The following is a 24,937-nucleotide window of genomic DNA, read 5'->3' as shown; positions in this document are numbered from 1 at the left end:
TGGAGCCAAGCAAGTTGGAATTACGGCCTGCTTGGCTTGTAGTATTTAAAGTGTGGAGGCTGGTTAATTAAGAAGTAGAATTCTATCGTGTGATATTTATCGAGCCCTCTTCAGTGAGCCAGCCTAACTCATAAATACCATCATTGTTGCTATCGACAAATCTTAAGCTATTTTCGATCATCATAGGGCCTAGTTCCGGCGATGTGGAAATGATTTTTCCGGTCCATGGGTCCATTTCGACAATATGATGCCTCTCGTTTTTTTCGATATTCAGAATTATATTTCGGTGTGAAACACCGTAATTTTGTACGGCAATAGAACGAACTTCATATCCGTCTAGATAAGTTAGTCTCATAAACTCCAGTTTATTATTGAGTAACATAATCCATGTCTCGGATCTATATGATATTACGGCAAAAATTTCATCGATGAAATCTCCATCTAAATCCCCTGTGCTTATTTTAGTAATACCCGCATATTCACTAAGGGAGGGAGTTTGATTTTCAGGAATGTCAGTAAAAATATTGAACTGTGCAGAAATTGATTGGTAATCATCATCGCTAGTGAGGAGGCTGAGAATTTCCTCATCAGCCACTACAATGTCTAAATACCCATTGTTGCTAGCATCAAATAGCTTTATATCGACACCACCACCAGACTCATGATTCCAGAGTAATTCGTAGTTTTCCATATCGTAAGCGTAGATATGAGCGTCTTTAGTGGTTGCTATCATACTGGTATTTTCATTGCTACCAAGCTTGCCTGCTGTGAGAGCAACTATTTTTTCACTCATGGGGCTGCCGGACCAAATAATAGATTCCGAAAAAATGTCATAAAGCCCGGGGGTTTTCTCATTAACAAAAGCAATTTCTTTAGTGTTGTCATTTTGAAGGTCTAGCGTAATACCTGCTGTTGTTTCATTTTCAATCTCCGGTATTGCAGCGCTAAAAGTGATAATATTTGTTTTGGGATTTAAAGACATTATGTGAGAGTTTTCCCAAGGGATCATCCCTAAACTTAAAGAAGATATTTCAGAGTTATCTGCGGATATTGATTGTATATCAACAAGTTCCTCTTCGAGGAATCTGGGATTAATTCCAATTTCCCACTCTAGCTCTAAATTATCGTCACCAGATAGATTTGAATAGATTTTTAATTCATGGCGATTGTTAAAGAAATATTCTAGTTCCGGATCATTGTCCAGATTGGCCACTCTCATATTGTCCCCCCAAACTGAGGGCGATGAAGTCCAGTTAGGGATAAGTTTATTGGAATCCATATCAAAAGAATAGAGTTGCGGTCTACTAGCACTATTCTCCGTTGCAAGAATCCTTGGAGTTGCATCATCTGGAGATAAAAAAGTCGTGAAGTAATAAGAATTGACTTCATTTTCAATTTTAATTGTCTGAGTATTGGCGTCGAAAAGAGTTAAGAAACCTGAGGTTGGGTGGACGCTGATTATTTCACCGATCCCATCCATGTTGATATCTACAATATCAAGATTTGGATTGTCCTTATCAGCATCTGTAAATCCATCTTCATAGCGCCAGCTTAAAGCATAATTGCCATCGATGTAGTCAAACACATAACCGCCGCCAAGTACAATTTCTAACTCGCTGTCACTATCTAGATTACCAACAGCAAATATTTGGCCTAACTCGAGAATTTCAGATTTCCATTCTACCGAATAGTTATCAGTGTTAAGAATAACCAGTTGCATTTTATCTTTCATTACATTGTACATTCTGATTAGGACAATAACTTCTAGTTCCTGATCGTTATCTATATCTGTAACGAATATTTGTTCTACTCCATTACCTGTGAGAGTAGCTACTCTTTTTGGTTTTAAGTTATCATCAAATAGAAATAGCCCTGTCGTATCATGGGCGGTATAATTGTCTCCAATAAGGCCAGCAAAAAGGTCATCTTTCCCGTCGTTATTCATGTCTGCAAGGGTTAGGCTAGATATATATAAATTATTATCATCTTCTTCTGAGTTAGTGCTTTCACCATTAATTAAAACATAGGGGTGCTCCCACTTAATGGAATATTCGCTCCCATTATAGCCAAAGGCAAACAATCTACGTTTACTATTAGTAGCTACAATTTCCTTGATTCCATCGCCATCAATGTCTCCAATTGCCACATGCTGTGGTCTGGCCGTGGTTATAATATAACCATTTGATAAAGGTATTTTTCGTTCTTCATCTACGACTTTTAATGTTCTACTTTCATTGTGAATGTAATCATTTTGTGACAATGAAATTTCCCAATGAACGTCCATTTCTGTATCAAACATCGGCCCAGTAGGCGTCCAATCAACATTACCCTCTTCATCAATTTCCATGCCATTTGGACGAGCTAGAAACTCTAAGTTATAGGGATCGTTATCGAGGTCCTCTACTATCACCTGAAAGGCTGTTGGAATTCCATACTGGACAACGTCCGGCATATTTACAATAGACATTACAGGTAGTGTATCTTGAATCTCTGTACTAGTCGTTGCTTCACTTGTAAGCTCTCCATCCGAAACAATCACTTTTACTGCTACTTCATCATTCTTCAAGAAATGAGTAGAGGATAAAAGATTAGTTGTGATATCAGAAACTTCCTCATTGTTGACAGTCCAAGAATATTCAATATTTAAGGGGTCGTTATCTATATCTGAAATACTGATTATGGCTTCAATATCAGTATTCGTGAAAGCAGGTAAGTCTGAGAAACTTAAACTTTCAATTATGGGGGCTCTATTTTGAATAATGATGGAAGTAGTTTGCGAAACAGAATCTTCACCGTCAGTGATATAAGCTTCTATACTAATTGTATCCCCGTGATTAAAATGGGATGCAGCTAGTTTAGATTCTGTTACTTCACTGATAGTTTGATTGTTATTTTTCCAGGTATATGTAACTTCCAGTTGATCTCCGTCTTCGTCTGAGGCGTCAAGTTGAACAGACAGAACACTATCGTTATAGGCTGGGTTTGGAGTGATAGATAAACTGTTTATAACCGGAGGTGCATTACTAGCTCCACCGCCTTGTCCCGATCCTCCACTATTTGAATCACTACTGGATGATCCTCCGCCTCCACATGCGGTAAGTATGGAAGAAATTAGCATGATGCCTACGGTGTTAGTAATAAGTTTATCATGAAAAATACACACATCACTCTCCATATGTAAGTGTCAAGTTTAGTTCTTTGAGCTGATAAAGAATTAGTATTTTAGTTCCGGTTCTGATGGGCTTGGAAGTACACATTATGAACAGATAACAATTTAATTTATATGCGTGTTGATTGGATAATTGTGGGACTTATCACACTTTATTAATGAGTTTAATTTTGGGTGATGTTTATTGGTACGTTTGCCTTATTTATTTGCGTAGTGAATTAAACTAATCTGAGCGTAATCTGGATAAGTTAAGTGACTGATTTTTACCTAAGTGTTGCTTTTTAATAATTGTTCTGTGCTTTTCTAAATCGTTAAATTCATCAGTCTTATTTATTATTAGCTGTCTCATTTAGATGTGTAATTCTATAAATATTGAAGCTGCCCGGAAGTATAGTTGGCGGAATGATATTCTTGAGTTTGTGACGGCAGCACTAAGGATTGATGGATTGAGGTTAGCGGTTAATATCAGTATAAATTTAAATCTGAAGTGGGTTATGACTGAGATTAAACTATTGTGATAAGGACACCGACGCTGACTTAAACTAGGGCTTGATATCTGCGCTTCTATAAGCATGAATTGCAAAGTGTGGGTAAATGATTCAACCATCTATTAATTATGTAGCTCGTTCTGAAGTCAAGCAGACCTGAATTATGATCTGCTTGGCTTTTGAAATGTATAGAATTTTATTAGTTTAGCAATTGCATTCTACCGCGTTATAGTTACCGATCCTTCTTCCGTCAACCAGCCTAATTCATATTGTCCATCATTGTTGCTGTCGATAAAGCGTAAACTATCATGAACCATTCTGGGGCCTAGCTCAGGTGAGGTCGAAATTACTTTTCCGGTCCATGGATCAATTTCTATAATATAGCGCCGGCCATCATTTTCAGAACTGAATAGTATATTTCGATGTTGGGTGCCGTAATTTTGCACTACAAAAGAGCGAACATCATGCTCTCCTAGATAAATTAGATTCTCGAACTTTAGGTTGCCGTCTAGCACCATAAGCCATGACTTGTAAACTCTTTTTATTAAAACAATGATTTCATCCACAGAATCTCCATCTAAATCAGCTATGTTTATTTGGGAATTCTTTGAGAATTCATAAATGGGTGTTTCTTGACCTTCAGGGATATCATTGAAAATGTTGAACTTTGTTGAAAATGATTGGTAATTATCATCGCTGGTTAGCAGCCTGATGTTTTCATTGTCAGCCGCGACTACATTGAATTGTTCCGCGTTTTCTGTGTCAACTAGTTTTATATCAACTCCGCCACCAGTATCATGGCTCCAAAGTAATTCGTAGTTATCAATATCATAAGCATATATACCATTATCTTTAGTAGTTGCAACCATGCTAGTTTTTCTATCATCGCCGAGTTGGCCAGCGGTGAGGGAAACTATTTCTTCATTTATAGGGTTGCCAGACCAAATAATAGACTCTGAGAAAATATCGTAAAGGCCTGGGGTTTTTCCGGTTACAAAAGCAATTTCATTAGTGTTATCTTTTTGAAGGTCCAATAAAACAGCAGCTGTTGTCTTATTTGTAATCCCCGGTATTGTGGGGCTAAAAGAAAAGCTATTCGTAACAGGATTAAAGGCCATTAAATGCGAGTTGCCCGAGGAAATTGTTGCTAGACCTAAGGCGTATAAGCTGGAAGTGTTTGTAAGTGTAGATTTCACATCAACAAGTGTGTCTTTCAAATTTGTTGTATGTTGTTTAGGTTGCCACTCTATTTCTAGCTCACTATCATCTGAAGAGTTTGAGTAAATTATAACGTCGTTTCTATTGGTAAAGTAAAATTCCAGTTCTGGGTCAGAATCCAGATTGCCCACTCTCATATTCTCACTATAGACCGAAGGTGATGAAATCCACTTAGGGATAAATTTTTGTGAGTCTATGTCAAATGAGTAGAGTTGTAGCTTTATAGGAGAGGTCTCTCTTACGAGGATTCTTGGTGTTGCGTCCTCAGGAGAAAGAAAAATTACAAAATTACTATGTTTAATTTCATTCTCAAGTTTAATTTCTTGAGTGTTTGCATTGTAAAAAGTCAAAATTTTGGAAGTTGGATGAGTACCGATGATTTCACCGATTCCATCCATGTCGATATCTGCGATATCAAGACTTGCACTATCATTATTTGATGTAAATCCTTCTTCATAATGCCAGCTTAAAGTATAACTACCATTGATATAGTCAAATACGTAACCTCCGCCAAGTACAATCTCTAGTTCACTGTCGCTATCGAGATTTCCGACAGTAAATGTTGTGCCTAATTGAAGAATTTCGGATTGCCACTCTACTGAGTAGTCATCAGCACTTAAGATAACCAGTTGCATTTGATCTTTAAAGTCATCTGGCTCTTCCCCTCGAAAAGAATTGTATAAATCAACAAGGGCAATAATTTCTAGAGTCTGGTCGTTATCTAGATCTGTCACATAAATTTGTTGAACTTCGTTGCCTGTGAGAGTAGCTACTCTTTTGGGTCTTAAGTTATCATCGAATAAAAATATACCTGTCGTATCATGTGACCGTATAGCGTGTCCTTGCAATCCTGCTAAGATCTCTTCCCTTCCATCATCGTTGAGATCTATGAGGGTTAGGCAGGAGTAATATAAATCGTTGTAATCATGAAAGGTGGGACCTTCGCCCTCAACTAATGCATAGGGGTGCTCCCACTTAATAGCATATTCATCGCCGTCAGAGCCTAGTGCAAATAATCTACGTCGACCATTGGTAGCCACAATCTCCTTGATTCCGTCTCCATCAATGTCTCCAACAGCTAAATCTGGAGAGTCAAACGTAGTTTCAATATATCCATTTGATAAAGGCACTTTTCGCTCTTCATCCAAAACTTTTATCATCCTACCTTCGCTATGTGAGTAGTCCTCTTGTAACAGTGAAAGCTCCCATTGGATATCCATCTCTTTTTCGAACATTGGTCCAGTCGGTGTCCAACTGATATTATCATCTTCATCAATCTTCATACCATTTGGGCGGGCTAGAAACTCTAGGTGATAGGGATCGTTATCTGGATCTTCTACTACTACCTGGAATCCTACAGGTTCGCCATACTGAACAGTGTCTGGCATGTTAATGATAGACATTACTGGTAGTGTATCCTGGATATGAGTGCTAGTTGTTACTTCAACGGTTAAATCTCCATCTGAAACGACTGCTTTTACAGCCACTTCATCTCCTTTCAAAAAATGATTGGAGGGCAAAATATTAGTTATGACATCGGAAACTAACTCTTGATTTACAGTCCAATGATACTCAATTGTTAGGGGGTCATTATCTACGTTTGAAATATCGATAGTGGCTTCGATATCGGTAGTGGTAAATATAGGTAAATTTAGAAAGCTTAGGCTCTCAATAATGGGGGCTCTATTTTGAATTGTAATATATGTGCTTTGTGATACAGAGTCTTCACCGTCTGTGATGGCTACTTCTACACTGATTGAATCCCCATGATTAAAATAGGATGGGGCTAGATTAGGTTCTGTTACTTCATTGATCACTTGATCATTGTTTTTCCAGGTATATGTAACTTCTAGCAGATCTCCGTCTTCGTCTGAGACATCCAGTAGAACAGATAGAGTGCTGTCATTATAGGCTTGGTCTGGTGTGATGGATAAATTATTAATAACTGGGAGAGTATTATTGTTAGTGCTCCCTTGACCTGGCTCGCCACTAAAAGGAGTTTCGGTGCTTGAGTCATCGCTGGAGGAGCCCCCGCCTCCACAGGCAACTAGTGTCAAAGAAATTAGTATAATGCAAAGGTTATTCACTATACTCTTATAGTAAGAAATAGACACATCACTCTCCATATGTAGGTGCCAATTTTAGATTTTTTCACCTATTAATAGGTGGTAAATGGGTACCAATTATTTTGGTGTTAATTCTCTCTATTATGGATAGGTAAAAATATAAATCATATGGAAGGCAACTAGGTATTTGCGGGGTTTATCACATTTTTTAATAATTTTTACTTATTTGTAAATGTTGGTACGATCGCTTTGTGAGTATTCTGATAAGGTTGCGTCGTTTAAATCTACGGAAGGATATTGGCTGATTGGATTAATAGTATGGTCTTTAAGTGTATAATTTTTAAAAAGCTACTATCCAGTTGGTTGGGTAGCTTTGTTGGTAAGAGCTCTTTCTAATTCACGTTGATGGTTTTAATTATTTTTCAATAATATTGAATAAGCAAGTTGTAACCTTAGGTTACTTACTCTTCTCTTGTTTAAATTTTAAGTTTTACTAAATGAATTTTATGGATAAATTACTTGCTCGCTTTATCCTTAGCTATCAGTGCTTGTTGTAGCGCCTGCAATTTTGCAATCTCTTCTTGATTTAACTTTGGGTTCGATTCACAACGAGGATCGGTTTTTTGCAGCAAGGTCAGTATTTCTTTTGTTAATGGTATGGGTTCACAGCCGTGTCCGGTCTCGCAAATTAAATCCCACTGCGGTTTGGCCTGGACATGACAGGCAAAGCAGTTACCTCCAAAACGGTTAACTACATCAACAAAACCTCGCTTACGGATTTTGCTGCCTTCCTCAGAAACATCCAGTTCAAAAAACTCCCAATCTTTAGTGGCGGGGTTAAAGTCTTTTTGGTGTTTGATCATCACTTCCCCGGGGACTAACTGGACCACTGATCCAGGAGGATAAACACCTCCAGTGCTGGAGTTTGCGACCTCTAGAGTCCCATCCAGATCTCCCAGTAAATTATCCACATAAAACCCCCGCACCTTGGTCATATCTCGGATGCAGTTAAAAGTCTCGTCTGTTACCTGGATAGGTGCTTCGTTCTGTTCAGCCATTGTAGGAAGTGCTACTGATGCTAAAAGTGCAGCCAAAATTAGGTTTAGTGGTGAAAAATAGCGGCTATGTTGTCGGTTCATAATGTCCCCTTGCATATCAATTTCGGCTTTTATTTAAATTGTGCACAATATAATGGTGAGCAATATACATGGAGTAGTTTTTATGTCAAGCGAGTTACCTGATGAGTATGGTTAGGGATTGTCGGGAATATGTTGTGAGAAAGGGGATAAGGTGGGTATAAATTGCTGTGCTTAAGCGTTCTTGGAGGGGAGTAGTCCCCTCCAGGGCTGAGTGGCTATTTCTGGGGAACAGCGGATATTGCAAAGATATGGCTTTCGTAGGGTGCCAACTGGATCTTTGTGGAGGCTTGGTCTTTTTCCAAGATAAGGTTTGCCACCTTATTGGATATCTGGCTTTCAGCCAGGTAGCTGCCCGGTTGTAGTTTCCAGGCCTCTAGAAGTGCTGTAGGCAACTGAAAATTAAACTCCACTGCCCTGTTATCGAAGTTGGCGATTACCAACAATTTTTCATGCTCACTCCAGCGGGCAAAGGAGAATTGTTTTTCCCCATAGCCAGAGTTTTGCTTGCGGTTGTAGCTGTGCAAGTCCAGGTAATCGCCAAGTAAGGCCGGGCTCTGTTTGGAGAAATTAAGCAGGCGCTGGTAGAAGCTGCGCAGCTCTTTTTCTTCTTTTGTCAGCAGTGCAGTGTCAAAAGCGCCCTCATTGTTCCAGCGGCGCACACTGGGTACTGACCAGTAGTCGAAAATGGTGGTGCGGCTGGCTTTACCGAAGCCGGCATCTTTGTTGGCGGGCTCTCCTAACTCCTGGCCAAAGTAAACCAAGGTAGGGGCTGGAGAGAGCGCGGCAGACACCAGCATTGCAGGTTTACCAGCCTCTGGGTTGCCAGAAAATTGTGCGCTGGCAATACGCTGTTCGTCGTGGTTCTCCATAAAGCGCAACATATGAGAGGAGATGTCTACCAGGCTTGCCTGTACCTCTGCGATTTTATCTGTGCTGCCCTTGTTCTCCATGACCGCACGAATAGCGTCGTAAGTACCGACTTTATCGTAGAGATAATCCATTTTGCCCAGATGCAGATAATCCCGATAGCGCTCTGGAGTATAGATTTCGGCAAGTAACAGTGTGTTGGGGTTGCGCATTTTGATGGAGGAATTCAGGTAGCTCCAGAATTCTACCGGCACCATACCGGCCATATCATAGCGGAATCCATCGATGCCAAAGTCCAGCCAGTAGTGGGTGATATCGCGGAATTTTTCCCAGGTGTCCGGGACTTTCTTGTCTGCCCAAAACTGGGCGTGGGCCCGGTAGTCGCGCTCGGCATACTCCTGGGGTAGCTCAGAAAAGTTCTTGCTGTTATCGGGGCGAACGCCAAAATTAATTTTGACGGTTTCATACCAGTCGTGCATGGCAGGTTGTGCACTGCGCGCGCCATTACCGGTCCATTTAGCTGGACTCTCTACAAACTGCCCATCGACAAGATCATTGGCTTCGCCATTGAGTGGCTGATAACTGTCTTCTGCAACGGGCACGCGGAAGTCTTCGCCCACCACATAGTAGAAATTGTTGTTGCGGGCGTAGGTGACCTGGGTGTTGTCGCCAGCTCCAAAATCCTGCACGCCTTGGGGTTTATCGAGAGAATGATAGGCGCGGGCTACATGGTTAGGCACTATATCGATAATTACTTTCAGGCCGGCCGCGTGGCTGCGTTCCACCAGTGCGCGGAATTCCTGTAATCGCTCTGCTGGGTTATTGGCCAGGTCTGGGTTTACGCTGTAGTAATCCTTGATGGCATAGGGAGAGCCGGCGCGGCCTTTGACCACATCTGGATCATCGTTACTGATACCGTATTCCGTATAGTCGCCAACGAGCGCGTGGTGCAGGGCGCCGGTGTACCAGATATGGGTGGCGCCCAGCGCGTGGATTTCATTCAGTGCTTTTGGGGTAAAGTCGGAGAACTTGCCCACACCATTCTCTTCGAGTGTGCCCCAGGGTTTGTTGGTACTGTTAGTGTTGCCAAATAAGCGCGGTAGCACTTGGTAGATAACGGCTTTTTTCTCCGCAACTTTTTCAGCGGTCTGTATTTCTTCCGGGCTGCTCTCCTGGCTGCAGCCGGCAGTGCCGAATAGAGCAGCGCCCAGTAGGGAAGCCGAAAGGAGTTTGGCAATAAACAGGGGATGTAACTTCTTCATTGTTTCCTGATGACTTTAAATTTATTTGTCAGTGAACAGCGGTTTGCTGAATTATTGATTTTTGAGCACTAAATCCAGCGGTTCTTTGTGCCAGTCAAATTTAACCAGCAGTTGCTGCTTGCGCTTGTTGTACCAGGCCCCACGGGGTGCCTGAGCAAAGTCTTTTTCACTGTCGAAAATAGGCAGGGATTCGCCGGTAACATCAAGCTGCGCAGGCACTTGTTGCCAGTTGTGGATCTTTAAATTGACCTTGCGGGATTCCGGCATACCGGTATAACCGTCTCCTTCACGCTTAAAGGCGAAGGTTAAACCCTGCTGTTTGTTTTCAGCTGAGAAATGCAGCTTCTCGTATTTGCCTTTTTCAAAAGCCTGCGCGGTTGCGCCATCATCTTCATAAACATAGCGCTCGGACTTTGCTGCTGATGGGTGCGCGTAGTAGTCCAGGATCAGGTTTTTACTGGAGTAATCGCGGCTGCTGTGAATATCGTCAATGGTGGGAATAATGGCGCCGGCCCGCACCAGTACAGGAATCGTTTTCAGGTTCACCTCTACCAGGGCCTGATCGCCAGAATATTGTTCATCAGTCCAGTAATCGAACCAGGTGCCGCCGGGCAGTTTTACCGCGACCTCATCCACATCTTCTTCCACGACCGGGGCAACGAGGAAGTCCTGCCCCCAAAGGTAGGCATCCTTGTAGTCCAGGAGAGATAGGTCACTTTCGTTTTCGAAAAACAGCGGGCGCATCAGCGGCATGCCGGTCTGGCTGTTTTCGAAGGCGAGGGTGTAGTTGTAGGGCAGCAGGCGATAGCGTAGTTTTACATACTCGCGCAGGATATCGCGGGTGCGGCGATCGTGGAAAACCGGTTCGGAAGCAATATGCTCCTGGGCGTGCGGGCGGTAAACCGGTTGGAATACGCCGTACTGTAACCAGCGGATATAGAGTTCGCGGTCAAACTTCTCACCGCCGGCAAAGCCGCCCAGATCTGAATGGGTGTAGCCAAAGCCCAGCAAGCCCATACTCAGAGCCAATTCCACCTGGGGCTGTAAGCCACCCCATTCCCGAGCGACGTCGCCGGTCCAGGGGATCATTCCGTAGCGCTGGGAGCCGGCAAAACCGGCGCGCATCATAATAAAGGGGCGGCGCTCAGGGTGCTTTGCCGTTTGGCGTTCGTGCAGTAATTGCGCCCAGGCGTGGCCGAAGGCGTTGTGGATCTCATCGGCCATACCGATTGCGTGAACGGTATCGGAGGGGTGAACTTCCGGTTCACCCAGGTCGCCCCACCAGCCGGCTACGCCCTGTTCCAATAACCCGTCGTAAATATTCCAGAACCAGTCGCGGCCATCTTCGGAGAAGACATCGATCAGGCCGGTATTGCCGAAATAGAAATCAAAACGCTTGGATTCTCCGGCCAGGTTTTTGGCCAGTGCATTATTCGCCACGGCTTCCTGCCAGCGTTCGGAGGTGGAGAGGACAAAAGGCTCGGTCACCAGGATGGTATTGATGCCGCGTTCTTTAAGGTCGGCCATCATCTTTCCTGGTTCGGGAAAGGCTTCCTTGTCCCAGGCCAGGTTGCCCATATGACCTTTGATATCTGGGCCAAACCAGTAGAGGTCTAACACCAGGGCGTCCAGGGGGAAATCTTCTTCGGCAAACTTATCCACGGTTGCGCGGACTTCAGCTTCGCTGTGATAGCCAAAGCGCGAGGCGAAGTTACCCAGGGCCCAACGGGGTGGCAGGGGCTGTTTGCCGGTGGTGGATACATAATTTTCCAGCAACTGTGGATAAGTATCACCGGCTACCACGATATAAGCGGTGCGCCCGGCTACAGCTTCAAATTGCAGGATATCTTCTTCGTTTGCGCCCAGATCCAGGGTGCCGGTGGCAGAGTTGTCGAACAGCAGAATGTATTTGTTGCTGGATAGTACTGCTGGCAGGGAAAAATACATCTGGTTGGATTCGGTGGTATATCCGTAATGGGCACGGTTATACAGAGGCAGGCGTTGACCGCGACGGTCCATCCCCATAACCCGCTCTCCGCCGCCCAGCAGTTTTTCCTCTGGCGACAATGCGAAACGGAATCCGCGCATCGTCTCGGTGGCAAAGAAGCCACTCTCTTCACTCAGGATTTGTTCGCTACCGCGCAAGTACTCGATTCGGAAGGGAGACTTGTGGATGACTGCAGTAAGCGAGCCAGTGTGGTAAACGAGTTTGTCCCCTTGTTGCTCCAGCGTCGCCCCGGATCGGCCGGCAGAATTGGTGGCCAACGCAAATGAGGGCAACTGCTTCAGGCCTTCGCGGCGATAGTGCACCGATAGCGCTGACGGACCAACCGGGGTGAGGGTGACCTCGCCCTCACTCGTCTGTACAGTTAGTGAGTCTTCGCTCATGGTGTGATCGCGGTAGTTGCGCTGTTCAGCGGCCAGGGATTGAGCGCTCAGGCAGAGTGTAGCTGCGAGGCACACCAGGCGCAGGAGTGGGAGTTTTAGGATCATCGCGCGGGACTTCAGTTGCTTGATTAGGATTCACAGTTTCGTGTTGGCCCGGCGTATACGCATGGGCCTGAGTTTATCCTAAAGCGAAGGATCTGGCCCGCATCCTCCCCTATGGGGGAGGATGGATGCTCCGGGAGTGCGTGTGAGAATGGCAGAATAAGCATAACTAGTGATGCGGTGACCTCTATGACCCAATCAGCAAGCAGCGCCGTTGCGCCGCAAGCCCAGCAACCGCGCTTGCCCTTTTGGCAGGTGTGGAATGTCAGTCTCGGTTTTCTCGGGGTGCAATTTGGCTTTTCTCTGCAAAATGCCAATGCCAGCAGAATCTTGTCTGATCTGGGGGCGGACCTTCACTCCCTGTCTCTATTCTGGATAGTGGCGCCGCTAATGGGACTGATCGTACAGCCGATCGTGGGTTCAGCTTCGGACCGGACCTGGAGTCGCTTCGGTCGCCGCAACCCCTTTATCCTTTTTGGTGCCATCGCCGCAGCCCTGGGGATGGCGTTTATGCCCAATGCCGGGATTGTGGTGGCGATAGTGGCCCCCATTATCTTTGGCGGCGTTATGTTGGCCCTGATGGACGCGGCCTTTAACGTGACCATGCAGCCTTTCCGCGCCCTGGTGTCCGACATGGTGCCATCAGAGCAGCGCACCCTGGGGTACTCGATACAGTCTTTGCTGATTAACATTGGCGCCATCTTCGGCTCCATGTTGCCATTCATCCTGACTAATGTGATTGGTCTGGAAAATACTGCCCGTGCGGGAGAGGTGGCGCCCTCCGTTATATGGGCTTTCTATATCGGCGCCACAGTGCTTCTGGGCAGTGTGTTGTGGACTGTGCTGCGTACCAAGGAGTATCCGCCAGAGCAGTACAATGCCTATAAAGGTCTCGACTCCGCGCAACTGGAGCAGGAGAGACAGCAAAAAGCCCCACTGGCAAAGCGCTTGATCGGTTTTTTCCAGCTGCTAATTAAAATGCCGCGCACCATGCGCCAGCTGGCCCTGGTGCAATTCTTCTCCTGGTTTGCCCTGTTTATTATGTGGGTTTACACCACGCCTGCGATCACTCAGCACGTTTGGGGAGTGGAAGCCAAGTGGTTTGATCCCGCCTATCTGGAAAGCGTCAAAGAAATTCCCGCACATATCGCTGCCGCTAAGGGTGCTGCCGGTGACTGGGTAGGAATTATTTTTGCTGCTTACTCCTTGTTTGCAGCGATCTTCTCTATTGTCCTGGCCCGTTTGTCTCAGGTGCTGGGGCGTAAGCTCACTTATTCCCTATCGCTGGCACTGGGCGGTTTGGGATACATCAGTTTCCTGTTCTTCCAGGGGGGCGATCCCACACAGGTGAATCTGTTGATTACAGAAGTTTCCGTACCCAGTGGAGCCCTGGGATTATTGCTACCGATGGTGGGTGTGGGCATTGCCTGGGCCGCTATTCTGGCGATGCCCTATGCGATCCTCTCCGACTCGCTGCCGGCGGATAAGACCGGTGTTTATATGGGGATTTTTAATTTCACTATCGCCGCACCACAAATTGTTTCTGCCCTGGTAGCTGGCTTGATATTGAAAACAGTTTTCGAAAACCAGGCAATTTACATCATTGTTTTGGCGGGGGTGTGTATGTTGCTTGGCGCTATATCGGTGGCGCTGGTGAGGGAGAGTTCAGAACCCGAGCCCGCATTAAAGGCAACTACTACAGCTTGATAAAAAGTTGTAAAAGATTGTTAGAAAAGCCCCTGTTAGGGGCTTTTTTATTGCTGGGATTCCAGGTTTTCCCAAATTTTTCGCATTTGTGGGGCTGCGGAGTTTTATGGCAGCATTTTGACAGTCTGGTGTGAGCGTACCTAGACTGGGCGGACCTCACCGGAAATGAATTAAATTATGTCGATATTCCCTGCAATTGATCAGGCATTAGAGGCTTTTGCCAGTTTTGTCTGGGGTCCCCCCTTATTGGTGCTACTCGTTGGTGGAGGCCTCGCGCTATTAATCTATTCTCGTGGCCGTCCCTACCGCCATCTTGGACACAGTATTGGGCTTTTAAGTGGCCGATACGATGACCCCAATGACCCTGGACAAGTGAATCACAGCCAAGCGCTATCCACAGCGCTGTCGGGAACCCTGGGACTTGGCAATATTTCTGGGGTTGCCATCGCAATTACGATTGGTGGACCTGGGGCGATTTTCTGGATGTGGGTAACTGCCCTGGTGGGGGTGGCTACCAAGTTCTATACAGCGACGCTGGCGGTGATGTTTCGCGGTCGCGATGCCTCCGGGGAACTGCAAGGTGGCCCCATGTATGTTATTCGCGAGGGGTTGGGCCGACGCTGGATGCCGCTCGCAGTACTGTTTGCCGTGGCGGGACTCTGCGGTATGTTGCCGGTGTTTCAGTCCAATCAAACCACGCAGCTACTGCGGGAGTCTTTTGCTGAGCCCTTGGGCTGGGTAGCGCCCGGAGGTTCATTCACTTTTGATTTTGTTATTGGCTTATTAATTGCTGTTGCATCGGCCTATGTTATAGCCGGTCGTATCCAGCGTATCGGTAAATTCTCCGCAAGAGTAGTGCCGGGCATGGTGCTGTTTTATCTGGGCATGACCCTTGTGGTGATTGCCAGCTTCTGGGAGCAGGTACCGGCAGCATTTGCGCTGATCTTCTCGGATGCTTTCAGCGGTCAAGCTATTGCTGGAGGTACTCTGGGTTCGGTCATCACAGTAGGGGTGAGCCGGGGCGCATTTTCCAATGAGGCGGGTATAGGCACAGAGTCTTTGGCCCATGGTGCAGCGAAAACCCGTGAGCCCGTTCGAGAAGGCGTGGTTGCCATGCTGGGCCCCATTGTAGACACACTGGTTATCTGCACTTGTACTGCCCTGGTGATACTACTGACTGGCGCTTGGCAGCAGGAAGGGGATATTGCTGGCGTTACCCTGACTGCACAGGCATTTTCTCAGGTGTTTGGGCAGTTCGGCCCAATTTTGCTACTGCTAATGGTCCTTCCGCTGGCTTTCAGCACTATCGTTACCTGCTGGTATTACGGCATGAAATGCTATGTTTTTCTTTTCGGTGGCCGCTGGCAGGGTCTTTATACCGGACTCTACATGGTGCTGATTATATTGGGTGCGGTGGCTTCTTTAAGTGCGGTAAACAGCATCATCATCGGGATGTATGCGGTAATGGCGATTCCAACAATGGTGTCTACTTTATTGCTGGCAAGGCATGTTAATCGAGCGGCTCACGATTATTTTACCCGTATGGATTTAACAAAGAGAAAAGAGGCCGAGGCCTCCTAATTAAAAAAGGCGGACTAAATAGTCCGCCTTTTTTATGGTTGGTAAAAATTTACCTGTTACTTCCAACTTAAGGCACCACGGACACCTTGGTACCAACCTTGGCGTGGGCATAAAAAATCTTAGCCATATGCCAGGGGATACGAATACAGCCATGAGAGGCGGGATATCCCGGGACGTGGCCGGCATGCATGGTAACGGGGCCATTGATACGCATCATGTAATCCATAGATGCCCCGCGGAATCGAGAACCCGCAGGTTTGCGGTGGCGGCGCACATCCACATTGCTGCGCATTACATAGCCCCGTGGGCTGATGTAGTGACCGTACAGATTTGATCGATGGCTGTATTTCTTCTGTGAAATACGGAAGTTACCGGTAGGTGTGCGGTGTCCGGGTTTGCCAGTAGATACCGGGGACATACCGGCCAGACGCCCGCCCTTATAGAAGTATGCCATTTGATCACTGAGGTCGATCACAATACGCGGTGTTCCCTGAATATTGGATTTAAACCACATATGGCGGCTATGCCGTGGATTCGCCGCGTATCTGGAATGTGTTCCGTATCTGGAGTGAGCCCGATAATTCCTGTTGTATCGGGAATGCGCCCTGTAATTTCTGTTGTATCGGGGGTGTGCTCTGTAGTCCCGGTTGTGCCTTGAGTGCGATCTGTAATTCCTGCTATGCCGTGAATTTGCTCGGTAGTCCCTGCTATACCTGGAGTGTGCTCCGTAGTTTCCATGTCCATGTTGAGCGCTGTATCGCGAATTATAGCGGGAATTGGAATAATCCACGGCATAGGTCAGTGGGGCAAGAATTGCAGATCCCACAATCACTACGGCAGCGGCGAATGATGATTTTTTGCGTAGAGATCCCTTCTGTTTCGTGGAAATGGATTGATGATTTTGCAGCGAAGATCGGCTATGCATTACACACCTCTCTACTACCAGTGGGCCGTGTAAACAACCGTGGATTTTGAATCCAGCTACAGTTTGTCTTAGGGCAAGTATTTCTGCCCTACTACAGGGACAAGTCCATAGCTGGTGATTTCCCCAAAGCAGATAACCGTATACTCGGCCTCGGCTGCGGGTTGGTACTGCGGCGGCATGAACCACTACAAGTCCAAGGGATGGTAAGGTGGGTCTTAAGGGCTGGTGACAACAAAAAGGAATATACTGAGGTTCTCTTAGAGGATGCTCTTCTATTTGTTAGTGATTTTTAGGGATTTTGTCTTAGTTGCTAAGGTTTTATGAGTAATCTACCGTAACTTGCGAGTCAATTTCCAGCGTTCTTGAACCACGCCAGAATAATAGAAATAGCGTTCAAAAAGTTTTTATTATTTATTTCATCTTAGTAAGTGTCGCGACTATATCGTTATCCAAAATTATCCCCATTTCTCATTCTTGTTGTGCGGGCCATTGCGCATTAGAAAATTGAATGAAGAAATTTCCTTTTCGGGATCGCTAAAATATTTCTTTCTGGTTTGAAAACCAAGTAAACGAATCCACCCTTTTTGCGTTATGTGATAGCTGATTATTGGAAGCTCCCCTGAAAATGAAATACCAGGGTAGGGATGATTACTTTTAATATTTATTAAATAGGATTTGGCTATGACTGGAAGATCGACGTTACCCATATTTTTTCTAGTATGTATTGTAATGCTGTACAGCAATCCGGGCGTGAGTGTTGAGGTAGAGCAAGCGAATGAAGCTCTGCTTGCTTTGGATGACGAAGTAGAATTAACCCTTTCGATGCATCCACTAAATAGTTTAATGGTGAATGCGCAAGTATCGACTAGCAGTGAGTCGCGAGTGGCGATCAGGATCAACTCGGCGGTAACCGACCGTCGGCGAACAAATTATACCGACTGGGGCACAGAGCATGATATGACCCTAGTAGGTTTAAGGGCCGATACCACTTACCGTTTTACTGCACTGGCAATGCTGGAAAGTGGAGACGTTGTGCAGAGTTCGACTATTTCTTTCAAGACTGGTTCGTTACCTGAAGGCGCTCCCCCAGTTGAGGTAACTACATTTACAGAGCAAAGCGAAGGAGGTGTAACTATTTTTGCACCTTCAGGTGACAGGGATAATACCTTTTGGGGATTCGATGAGGAGGGTGAGGTTGTCTGGTACCTTCACGGAGATGTTCCTCTAACCGGAGCTCCGGTAGTGCGCAATTTACAGGATGGCAATTTAATGTTGCTGTTGGATCAGGAAGCAAGGATTATCTCCTTTGCTGGTGAAACGCTGCAATCATTTGAGCTGCCAGCCTATCACCACGATGCAATTCTTCTTGAAAATGGAAATCTACTGGTATTAACAAACGCCTATGAAACAATTGATGGTCAATTGATAAAAGGAGATGCGATTCTTGAAGTGGATGGGCAGGGCAATACTGTATGGGAATGGTCTGCATTCGATCATCTCGATACTCAGCGTTTCCCCGGTGAGTTAGCCAATCGAGAAGCGAGCAATGGTGCGCTGGATTGGACTCACTCTAACTCGTTACACTATATTTCTGCCGATAATTCGATTTTACTGTCAAGTCGCTCTCAAAGCTGGGTGGTCAATATTGATCATAATAGTGGCGAAGTAAACTGGATTATGGGTAGGGATTTGGATGCTTCCGAGGGATTTCTTGAGAAATTATTTTCATTGCAAGATGGCACCTGGATGGCTTCTCAGCATGCAGCCATGCTTGCGTCAGACGGAGACATTCTGATTTACGATAATAGGAATGAGTCCGAATACAGTGGTGAGGTCTATAATAGCCGCGCAGTGAAATTCTCTTTAAACACAGAGGAAATGGTGGCAGTGCAAACTTGGGAGTACGTTGCACCAAAGTACACCAATTCTTTAGGGGATGTAGATGAACTTCCCGGTGGGAATATTCTACTTTGCGCGGGCGGCCCATCCAGTGCTAGTACCGGCAACAATAGAGATGCATATATTGTTGAAATCGCCGGCGATCAGACTGCAGAGACGGTTTGGGAGATGATAGTCAATGATACGAGTGTATATCGTGCTGAGCGTTTTACTTGGAATGATATATCAGTGGTAAGTGATTTATCGCTTTAGATCCTCTAAATAGTTAGGCGCCAGTAACATACTTTGTTGCTGGCGATCCTTATTAAAGGACTTCTAACCAGATTTGGCAATCAGTGCTCTATAGCATTGATTATGTTTCTAAAGCGGTATTCCCCCAGTAACTGTTGAATATCACTAGATAGGGCTTGAAGTGTTTTAATTAAATATGGCTTTAGCGTGATAATGTTAGGCTTTTTTTTGGGAAGTTTATGATTTGATGGAAACAGTTCTTCACCTCCTTCGAGGAACTCATCATTTATTTTTTTATTTTCCTGTGAATATCGATCTAAAAAATTAGCTCTATCTTCATCAGAGTTCCATAGGTGTGGTGATCTTGGTAGTGTTCGTTTGATTATATTTTGTGTATTGCTAGATTTTATCCATTTCAATAGTTTTGCATTTTCAGATTTTGAGTGTATTTGCTGGTTTAATATCTGTTTTAAAGCGGCCTCTTCATTTGATAGGCTCTCTCTTATGATTTTGTTAGAGTTTGGTAGGCCGGAAATCCCTAGAGCACGAAAGAAATTAACTGGTAGGTCGCCATTACATAGCTGCTCGTAAATGAGTATTTGTATATTGGGAAAGAACTTTTTGAATGCTGCTATATTTTTATAAAAGTTCAGGTTTCTCCCTTCTATCTTTGATAGGAACTCCTTAAATGACAGTTTCGCTAGTGGAGATACTCCTTTCATAATATGTTCTTTGTAGAGAGACTGGGCAAAATTATCTTGTCTGCGCAAGGTTAAGATGATTTTAGTTTGCTCTGGGGGTATTGTATTGGAGAGTTGTTCTAAATAATGGTGCCGAGCCTCAATCCAGGCGCAATCTTTTGATTTGTAAGTATGTCGACAAATAGGCTCTGCACTAATTAATAGATCTAGGTTATTTTTTTGCGACTTTGATTTCCAGTCATATGCTAGCAATTTTCCTCTTGATATAGGCGGGCTTTCAGGATGATCAGAAAATGAGTGTGCAAAAAGATGGTGACCCTTATCTATGCTAATTAAATTACGATGAATAATGGGGTATAAAATACCTTTACTTCTTAACAGTCTTCTATATTTATAGGCGTAATGTTGTATTGCTGTGGTACCGGTTTTGTGTAGCCCTGAATGTAAATATATAGTCATTATATGTTCTTTGTATTCTATAGATCGTGATCTGGTATCTGTTGTTGTTTAATAGTTGCTCATATTTGTTTCGAATGATTTATTTTATATTTCATGTGAGAGTTGTATTTTTGGGGTGTCAAAGAGCTAATGTTGATGGTTTAGCAAAAAATATTCTATTTTCTGGTCTCGGGCTCATTTTGATTTCATTTGGCGTATTTTTTTCTATATTAATCCAAATTGTGGAGCCCGTTAGTTCTAGTATAGTTGTATTTTTGTAAATTTTTTTCATGCCGACTTAATGTTAGGGGAGAGTTATGGGTAATTTTTTCACTCAGCTACCAGGTGATCACTCTAAGGAGCATTTTGAGAGTTTGCTAGAGGGGAAAAGCTGCAGGGTTGAGCGGATTATATCTTACGGGCAGTCCTCGCCTGAAACAGGGTGGTATGATCAAGATGAGCATGAGTGGGTGTTAGTACTTTCCGGTTATGGTGTTATAGAAATGGAAAATGGTAAGAGGCACCACCTGGGGAAGGGGGATAACTTGTTGATTAGGGCAAATCAGAGGCATCGGGTGGTGGAGACAGCTGAAGAAGAAGCCACTATATGGTTGGCAGTTTTCTTTCTGTGAGGCAGTTATCTTTTAAGATATAAATCTTTAAACATTGAGTTGTGAACTCCTATCGAGGGTTCTTAATCTATCAATGTAAGTCGGATCTAAAGTCCACAGACTACTTAGTGGATTTAATGATAGGGGTAGATAGTTTTCTGACTGGCAGGTCAGCCTGTGCTTATCTCCATATACCGTAGAGGCCTGTTAAAATTTTCGATGCTTTGCTTAAATTGCACAGCTTTAATTTGGTCTGATCGTTTGATACCAAGTCAAATCCTTCTCTGCCAGGTAGTGTATGCTGCCTGGTTTTTTCTTTTAGTATTATCTCAATTAACACTGACCGAAAAAATCATATAGAACTTCCAGATTTCTATAGCCAGATCAGCGGCTAGGTTATTAGGTGGTTATCCCTCATATACTTCTATTCTAGAGGTCTTTCTTTTATAGCTCAGGTTTCGGGAAAAGTCAGTGTGTAAGAGACACGTTGTGTATGAAAAATATCTTCCTTTCTTGCTTGGCTGTGATAAATGTAATTTAGAATATCTTCTCTGTCGGTAAGGCAAACTCTAGATCTGTTATTTGAAGTGATACATCTGTAGTAGATAATGCTGCTCTCATTTTAATAGTGGCGAAATCAAGCGCGAACAATTGTCTTGAGTTGATCACGCTTAGATTGACATCAGTGAGCTGAAATTAATTCCTTTCCACTCTGGGGGAAATCCTTTCATCAAAAGCCAAATATTGTTGTGAGACACTGGCACTAATTAGAAATATTTACTTAAGGTTTTGTGCCAATTTCCGCCATAAAACGCGTTACTTCTGACAATCGATATAAATTGCTTGTTCACGTGTCACTTCTTCGTGAGAAATAAATTAGCATGTTCCTGTGTTGATAAGTAATTATTTTCTTGGGGAAGAAATGAAAGTTCAGTTTTTAAAAGCAACTCTCTGCCTTGCTATTGTCTCATCACTATACGGTTGTAACGGAGGATCAGGTGGAGGTAAATCTCCTGAAGAGACAGGTGATATTACTGAACCAACTTTAACCCTTATTCCTGCAGGTGGAAGTACTATCGAAGAAGGTGACAAGGTGTTACTGAATTTTGATGAACCTGTAGAGCTAGGTGATATCTCACTGTCTGGTTCTATGCAGGAACTCGGGGAACTATACCAAGTTAGTGAAGATTCATTAGAACTTAGGCCGAACGATGTTTGGGGGGAAGGGGAAGAGCTATCCCTAGTAATTAATGCTCAGGACGGCGCGGGTAATCAAATGACGGAGATTGCCGTCAAGTATCAAGTTGAGAACATTGCCCCTACTGTAAATAGTATACTTCCGCAGAATATTCGCCTGGAAAAGAATGATTTTTTCAAACTGCAATTTTCTGAGACTATGGATATAGATAGTCTTCAATTAAGCGGGATATTACTTGAAGATGACTATAAGGTTGTTTGGTCTGCTACCGTCGTTAAAAATGATACGCTAACCATTACTCCAAAAGAATACTGGATCGCCGGACAGAAACGCACAATCAACGTTGATGTAATGGATTTAGCAGGAAATCCTATTCCTACAGTAAACAGCAGTTTTACTGTGCCGATGTATTTCGATAATTTTGCTCCAGCGTCAGTGGTGATTGGTCAGGATAATTTTTCAGACACAGTTTCTGGGATCAGCGCTAAAAATCTTGGAGTCTTTCCTACTGGCAGTCCTGCTGTTAGTTCTGATGGGAAACTATTTATAACGGATCGAGAAAACAATCGTGTCTTGGCCTTTAATAAAATACCTTCCTCAAATGGGGCTTCTGCTGATTTTGCTCTAGGTGTCGATAGCCTGGATAGCTCCGATTCATCGAATGATAGAAAGACGCTTCAATGGCCAATTCAAGCTAGTATTAATGACGGTAAGTTAATTGTTTCTCAGGCGATGGGGGAAAGACGGCTTTCGCTTTATAATCAAATCCCTATGGACGGGGCAGCAGTCCCTGAAGTGGTTTTAGGACCATGGGGCGAGGTAGACGATGGATGTAATAGCTTTAACACACCAGTATCTGCCATTTTAGTTGACGGAAAAATTATAGCTGTAGATGAAGTTAACTCTCGCGCGTTGGTTTGGAATAGCATTCCAACAGAAGATAATACAATTGCAAGCTTAGTTATTGGTCAGCCTACAATGGAGAGTTGCTCCGCTAATACCAGTTTGGATGGTAATAGTGGGGGGCCAACAGCTCAAACTCTTGCCTACCCTAGTGCAGTTTGGAGTGATGGAGATAAGCTTGCAATTTTAGATTCTGACAACAATCGAATTTTGCTCTGGAATGAATTCCCCACAGAAAACTATGTCGCGGCAGATGTTGTACTCGGGCAGGAAAATTTTGGTGTTGATGAATGGCCGGATGATGCAACGGAGAAAGATTTACGTTATCCATGGTTTGGAATTTGGTCAAATGGAATGCAGCTATTCGTCACTGATACAGAGAATAACCGAGTGTTAATTTGGAATCAGTGGCCTGAAGAAAATTATACTGCAGCAGATTTTGTCTTGGGGCAAAGTGATTTTGTGAAATCTGCTTATAATGACTCTAACCAAAATGGAGTTCATGATACCGATGAACTACCCAGTGCATCCACTTTAAGTGCTCCAACAGGAGTTTTTGGTAATAAAGATAATCTGTTTGTTACTGACTCAGGGAACAAGAGGGTGTTGGTGTTTAAGTCGCAGTAGTGCTTTCTAGATTGGCTTGACTGGATTGAAACTATGGTTAAGGGAGGTGGTAAATAAATTTATCATCTCCCTTACTTTTTAGGATTTTAGTTTATTACAATTACTTAAGTTGGTGATACTTGATTTTTATTCTTTTCAGGTTAACAGTGGGGCAGAAACTAGAGCATTAATTTTTTAATGCTTCAGAAATAATTGATGCTATGGCCAAGTCCATGAACCAATTGTGATTTGCAGGGATAACAAACCAGGGTGCATATTCGGTGCCGCATTGACTTAGCTGTAGTAGTTCAGACTTGATCTGACAGTTACCGGTTTTTCAGGAGGTGCTCCGTAAGGTCAAATTCAGTTTTCGAGCTTTTCCTTCCAGATACTTTTTCCATCTTCAAGAGTTGCTAACGGTGTTCAACCGCAACACTTCTTACCCTGATGGCTTCTCTAATTATTGTAATATGTGAACCACTCATCCAGATTCTTTTGTAACTCTTCTATTGATCCATAGATCTTGCGGCGTAATGAAGGTTGGTAGAATTCTTGTAAAATGGTCTTATGGAAGCGCTCACAGATCCAGTTAGTTTGTGAATGTCTGGCTTTTGTCTTGGTGTGTTCTATTTCGTTCACACTTAGCTATAACTGGTAGTCGTGCTGTTCCAATTTGCCATAATACTCAGTACCGCGATCAGTTAGGATATGCAGCACTGGTAGATAATGTAAGGCATAAAACGGTAGTGTACGGTCATTGCCGCAGTGATTGGTGTTTTGGTGGTGTACAGCTTGCAATGAGCCACTTTTGCATAGGTATCGACATAGGTTTTTGGTAAACACGCCCGACGCCCTTAAATGTTCCTATATAGAAGGTATCCTGCGAGCCCAGATAACCTGGGTGTTGAGTATCAATTTCATCACAGGCTTCATCATCATGCCGTTTTCTCTCCAAAGCCTGAACCTGTGACTCTGTGAGGATCAGTCCCTCCTCTTCAATAACTATGTCAACACGGTTCTTGTGGTTGGACACACGCCGGCTCTTCTCAAGAAGGGCGTCCATGCCGGCACTAAAACGGTTTCCTTATACCTATAGAAAGTATCTCTCGATACACTTAGCATCTTGCAAGCTTTGGAGATATTGCCAAGTTCTTCTGCCAAATTTAGTAATCCGGTCTTGTGTTTTATGATGCGATCATCAGTATGGATCATGGGGTTTATCCTTGGTTTTGTTTTTAGGTTTAGGCATCTGCATCAAAACCGGTAAACCCCTCTTTTTCAAGAGAATGTGTCAGATTTGGTCTGAATTAATCCAGCTTAAGGTTGTGCGCCAATTTCCGCCATAAAACGTGTTACTTCTGACAATCGGTATAAATTGCTAGTTCACGTATCATTTCTTCGTGAGAAATAAATTAGCATGGTCCTGTGTTGATAAGTA

At 44.1% G+C, this 24,937-nt stretch carries 14 protein-coding genes and 1 pseudogene; 5 read left to right on the top strand and 10 right to left on the bottom strand.

What is annotated here, in order from left to right; genetic code table 11:
• Window positions 1-82: 82 nt before the first annotated feature.
• The 5 genes from ACJJIQ_RS17870 to ACJJIQ_RS17850 all read right to left on the bottom strand — a co-directional run bounded on the left by ACJJIQ_RS17870 (window position 83) and on the right by ACJJIQ_RS17850 (window position 12,702).
• Window positions 83-3,163: an FG-GAP repeat domain-containing protein gene (locus tag ACJJIQ_RS17870; RefSeq protein WP_445362613.1), complete on the bottom strand. Its 3,081-nt coding sequence runs from the start codon at window positions 3,161-3,163 to the stop codon at window positions 83-85.
• A gap of 712 nt (window positions 3,164-3,875) precedes the next feature.
• Complete coding sequence (locus tag ACJJIQ_RS17865; RefSeq protein WP_445362612.1) at window positions 3,876-6,989, bottom strand: PQQ-binding-like beta-propeller repeat protein; 3,114 nt, start codon at window positions 6,987-6,989, stop codon at window positions 3,876-3,878.
• A 467-nt stretch (window positions 6,990-7,456) separates the two neighbouring features.
• Window positions 7,457-8,080, bottom strand: a complete 624-nt coding sequence (locus tag ACJJIQ_RS17860; RefSeq protein ID WP_445362611.1) for a hypothetical protein — start codon at window positions 8,078-8,080, stop codon at window positions 7,457-7,459.
• Window positions 8,081-8,295: 215 nt separating this feature from the next.
• Window positions 8,296-10,209: an alpha-amylase family glycosyl hydrolase gene (locus ACJJIQ_RS17855; RefSeq protein ID WP_445362610.1), complete on the bottom strand. Its 1,914-nt coding sequence runs from the start codon at window positions 10,207-10,209 to the stop codon at window positions 8,296-8,298.
• Window positions 10,210-10,260: 51 nt separating this feature from the next.
• The gene (locus tag ACJJIQ_RS17850) at window positions 10,261-12,702 is read right to left on the bottom strand and encodes a glycoside hydrolase family 31 protein (protein ID WP_445362609.1); all 2,442 of its coding nucleotides are present in this window, start codon (window positions 12,700-12,702) and stop codon (window positions 10,261-10,263) included.
• A 186-nt stretch (window positions 12,703-12,888) separates the two neighbouring features.
• Between ACJJIQ_RS17850 and ACJJIQ_RS17845 the strand changes: the two genes are divergently transcribed.
• Both ACJJIQ_RS17845 and ACJJIQ_RS17840 read left to right on the top strand, forming a co-directional pair.
• Complete coding sequence (locus tag ACJJIQ_RS17845) at window positions 12,889-14,406, top strand: MFS transporter (protein ID WP_413663498.1); 1,518 nt, start codon at window positions 12,889-12,891, stop codon at window positions 14,404-14,406.
• A gap of 177 nt (window positions 14,407-14,583) precedes the next feature.
• Entirely contained in the window at window positions 14,584-15,987 is a 1,404-nt protein-coding gene (locus tag ACJJIQ_RS17840; protein ID WP_108734679.1) for an alanine/glycine:cation symporter family protein, read from the top strand.
• A gap of 67 nt (window positions 15,988-16,054) precedes the next feature.
• Here ACJJIQ_RS17840 and ACJJIQ_RS17835 read toward each other — a convergent pair whose 3' ends face one another.
• The 3 genes from ACJJIQ_RS17835 to ACJJIQ_RS17825 all read right to left on the bottom strand — a co-directional run bounded on the left by ACJJIQ_RS17835 (window position 16,055) and on the right by ACJJIQ_RS17825 (window position 17,619).
• A complete protein-coding gene (locus ACJJIQ_RS17835) occupies window positions 16,055-16,501 on the bottom strand; it encodes a L,D-transpeptidase family protein (RefSeq protein ID WP_238152069.1) in 447 nt (148 codons plus the stop codon).
• Window positions 16,459-16,782 carry a hypothetical protein gene (locus ACJJIQ_RS17830; protein WP_445361025.1) on the bottom strand — a complete coding sequence of 108 codons (324 nt, stop codon included), beginning with the start codon at window positions 16,780-16,782 and terminating at the stop codon, window positions 16,459-16,461. The genes ACJJIQ_RS17835 and ACJJIQ_RS17830 overlap by 43 nt, the downstream gene beginning before the upstream one ends.
• A gap of 585 nt (window positions 16,783-17,367) precedes the next feature.
• Window positions 17,368-17,619 (bottom strand): hypothetical protein, encoded by a 252-nt coding sequence (locus ACJJIQ_RS17825; RefSeq protein ID WP_444918344.1) that lies wholly within the window; start codon window positions 17,617-17,619, stop codon window positions 17,368-17,370.
• 43 nt (window positions 17,620-17,662) lie between these two features.
• Between ACJJIQ_RS17825 and ACJJIQ_RS17820 the strand changes: the two genes are divergently transcribed.
• Entirely contained in the window at window positions 17,663-19,063 is a 1,401-nt protein-coding gene (locus ACJJIQ_RS17820) for an aryl-sulfate sulfotransferase (RefSeq protein WP_445362608.1), read from the top strand.
• Window positions 19,064-19,143: 80 nt separating this feature from the next.
• Here the strand turns inward: ACJJIQ_RS17820 and ACJJIQ_RS17815 are convergent, their stop codons facing one another.
• Window positions 19,144-20,202 carry a hypothetical protein gene (locus ACJJIQ_RS17815; protein ID WP_445362607.1) on the bottom strand — a complete coding sequence of 353 codons (1,059 nt, stop codon included), beginning with the start codon at window positions 20,200-20,202 and terminating at the stop codon, window positions 19,144-19,146.
• Between the two features lie 296 nt (window positions 20,203-20,498).
• On the opposite strand from ACJJIQ_RS17815, the gene ACJJIQ_RS17810 reads away from it, so the two are divergent.
• Both ACJJIQ_RS17810 and ACJJIQ_RS17805 read left to right on the top strand, forming a co-directional pair.
• Window positions 20,499-20,813, top strand: a complete 315-nt coding sequence (locus ACJJIQ_RS17810; protein ID WP_445362606.1) for a cupin domain-containing protein — start codon at window positions 20,499-20,501, stop codon at window positions 20,811-20,813.
• 901 nt (window positions 20,814-21,714) lie between these two features.
• Entirely contained in the window at window positions 21,715-23,520 is a 1,806-nt protein-coding gene (locus ACJJIQ_RS17805) for an Ig-like domain-containing protein (protein WP_445362605.1), read from the top strand.
• A gap of 402 nt (window positions 23,521-23,922) precedes the next feature.
• On the opposite strand, the pseudogene ACJJIQ_RS17800 reads toward ACJJIQ_RS17805, so the two are convergent.
• Window positions 23,923-24,711 (bottom strand): annotated as a pseudogene (locus ACJJIQ_RS17800) (helix-turn-helix domain-containing protein).
• Window positions 24,712-24,937: the final 226 nt, after the last annotated feature.

This window comes from Microbulbifer maximicatervae (SeqCode) (assembly GCF_052468295.1).
Note: the sequence above shows the minus strand (reverse complement) of the source record. Positions and strands in the feature narration are given on the sequence as shown.

Bases quoted from the DNA above. Each gene is read 5' to 3' on its own strand.
- ACJJIQ_RS17830 (WP_445361025.1), bottom strand. From the start codon at position 16,782: ATGCCGTGGATTATTCCAATTCCCGCTATAATTCGCGATACAGCGCTC.
- ACJJIQ_RS17825 (WP_444918344.1), bottom strand. From the start codon at position 17,619: ATGGGTAACGTCGATCTTCCAGTCATAGCCAAATCCTATTTAATAAAT.
- ACJJIQ_RS17805 (WP_445362605.1), top strand. From the start codon at position 21,715: ATGAAAGTTCAGTTTTTAAAAGCAACTCTCTGCCTTGCTATTGTCTCA.
- ACJJIQ_RS17845 (WP_413663498.1), top strand. From the start codon at position 12,889: ATGACCCAATCAGCAAGCAGCGCCGTTGCGCCGCAAGCCCAGCAACCG.
- ACJJIQ_RS17840 (WP_108734679.1), top strand. From the start codon at position 14,584: ATGTCGATATTCCCTGCAATTGATCAGGCATTAGAGGCTTTTGCCAGT.
- ACJJIQ_RS17810 (WP_445362606.1), top strand. From the start codon at position 20,499: ATGGGTAATTTTTTCACTCAGCTACCAGGTGATCACTCTAAGGAGCAT.
- ACJJIQ_RS17815 (WP_445362607.1), bottom strand. From the start codon at position 20,202: ATGACTATATATTTACATTCAGGGCTACACAAAACCGGTACCACAGCA.
- ACJJIQ_RS17860 (WP_445362611.1), bottom strand. From the start codon at position 8,080: ATGAACCGACAACATAGCCGCTATTTTTCACCACTAAACCTAATTTTG.
- ACJJIQ_RS17835 (WP_238152069.1), bottom strand. From the start codon at position 16,501: ATGTGGTTTAAATCCAATATTCAGGGAACACCGCGTATTGTGATCGAC.
- ACJJIQ_RS17850 (WP_445362609.1), bottom strand. From the start codon at position 12,702: ATGATCCTAAAACTCCCACTCCTGCGCCTGGTGTGCCTCGCAGCTACA.
- ACJJIQ_RS17855 (WP_445362610.1), bottom strand. From the start codon at position 10,209: ATGAAGAAGTTACATCCCCTGTTTATTGCCAAACTCCTTTCGGCTTCC.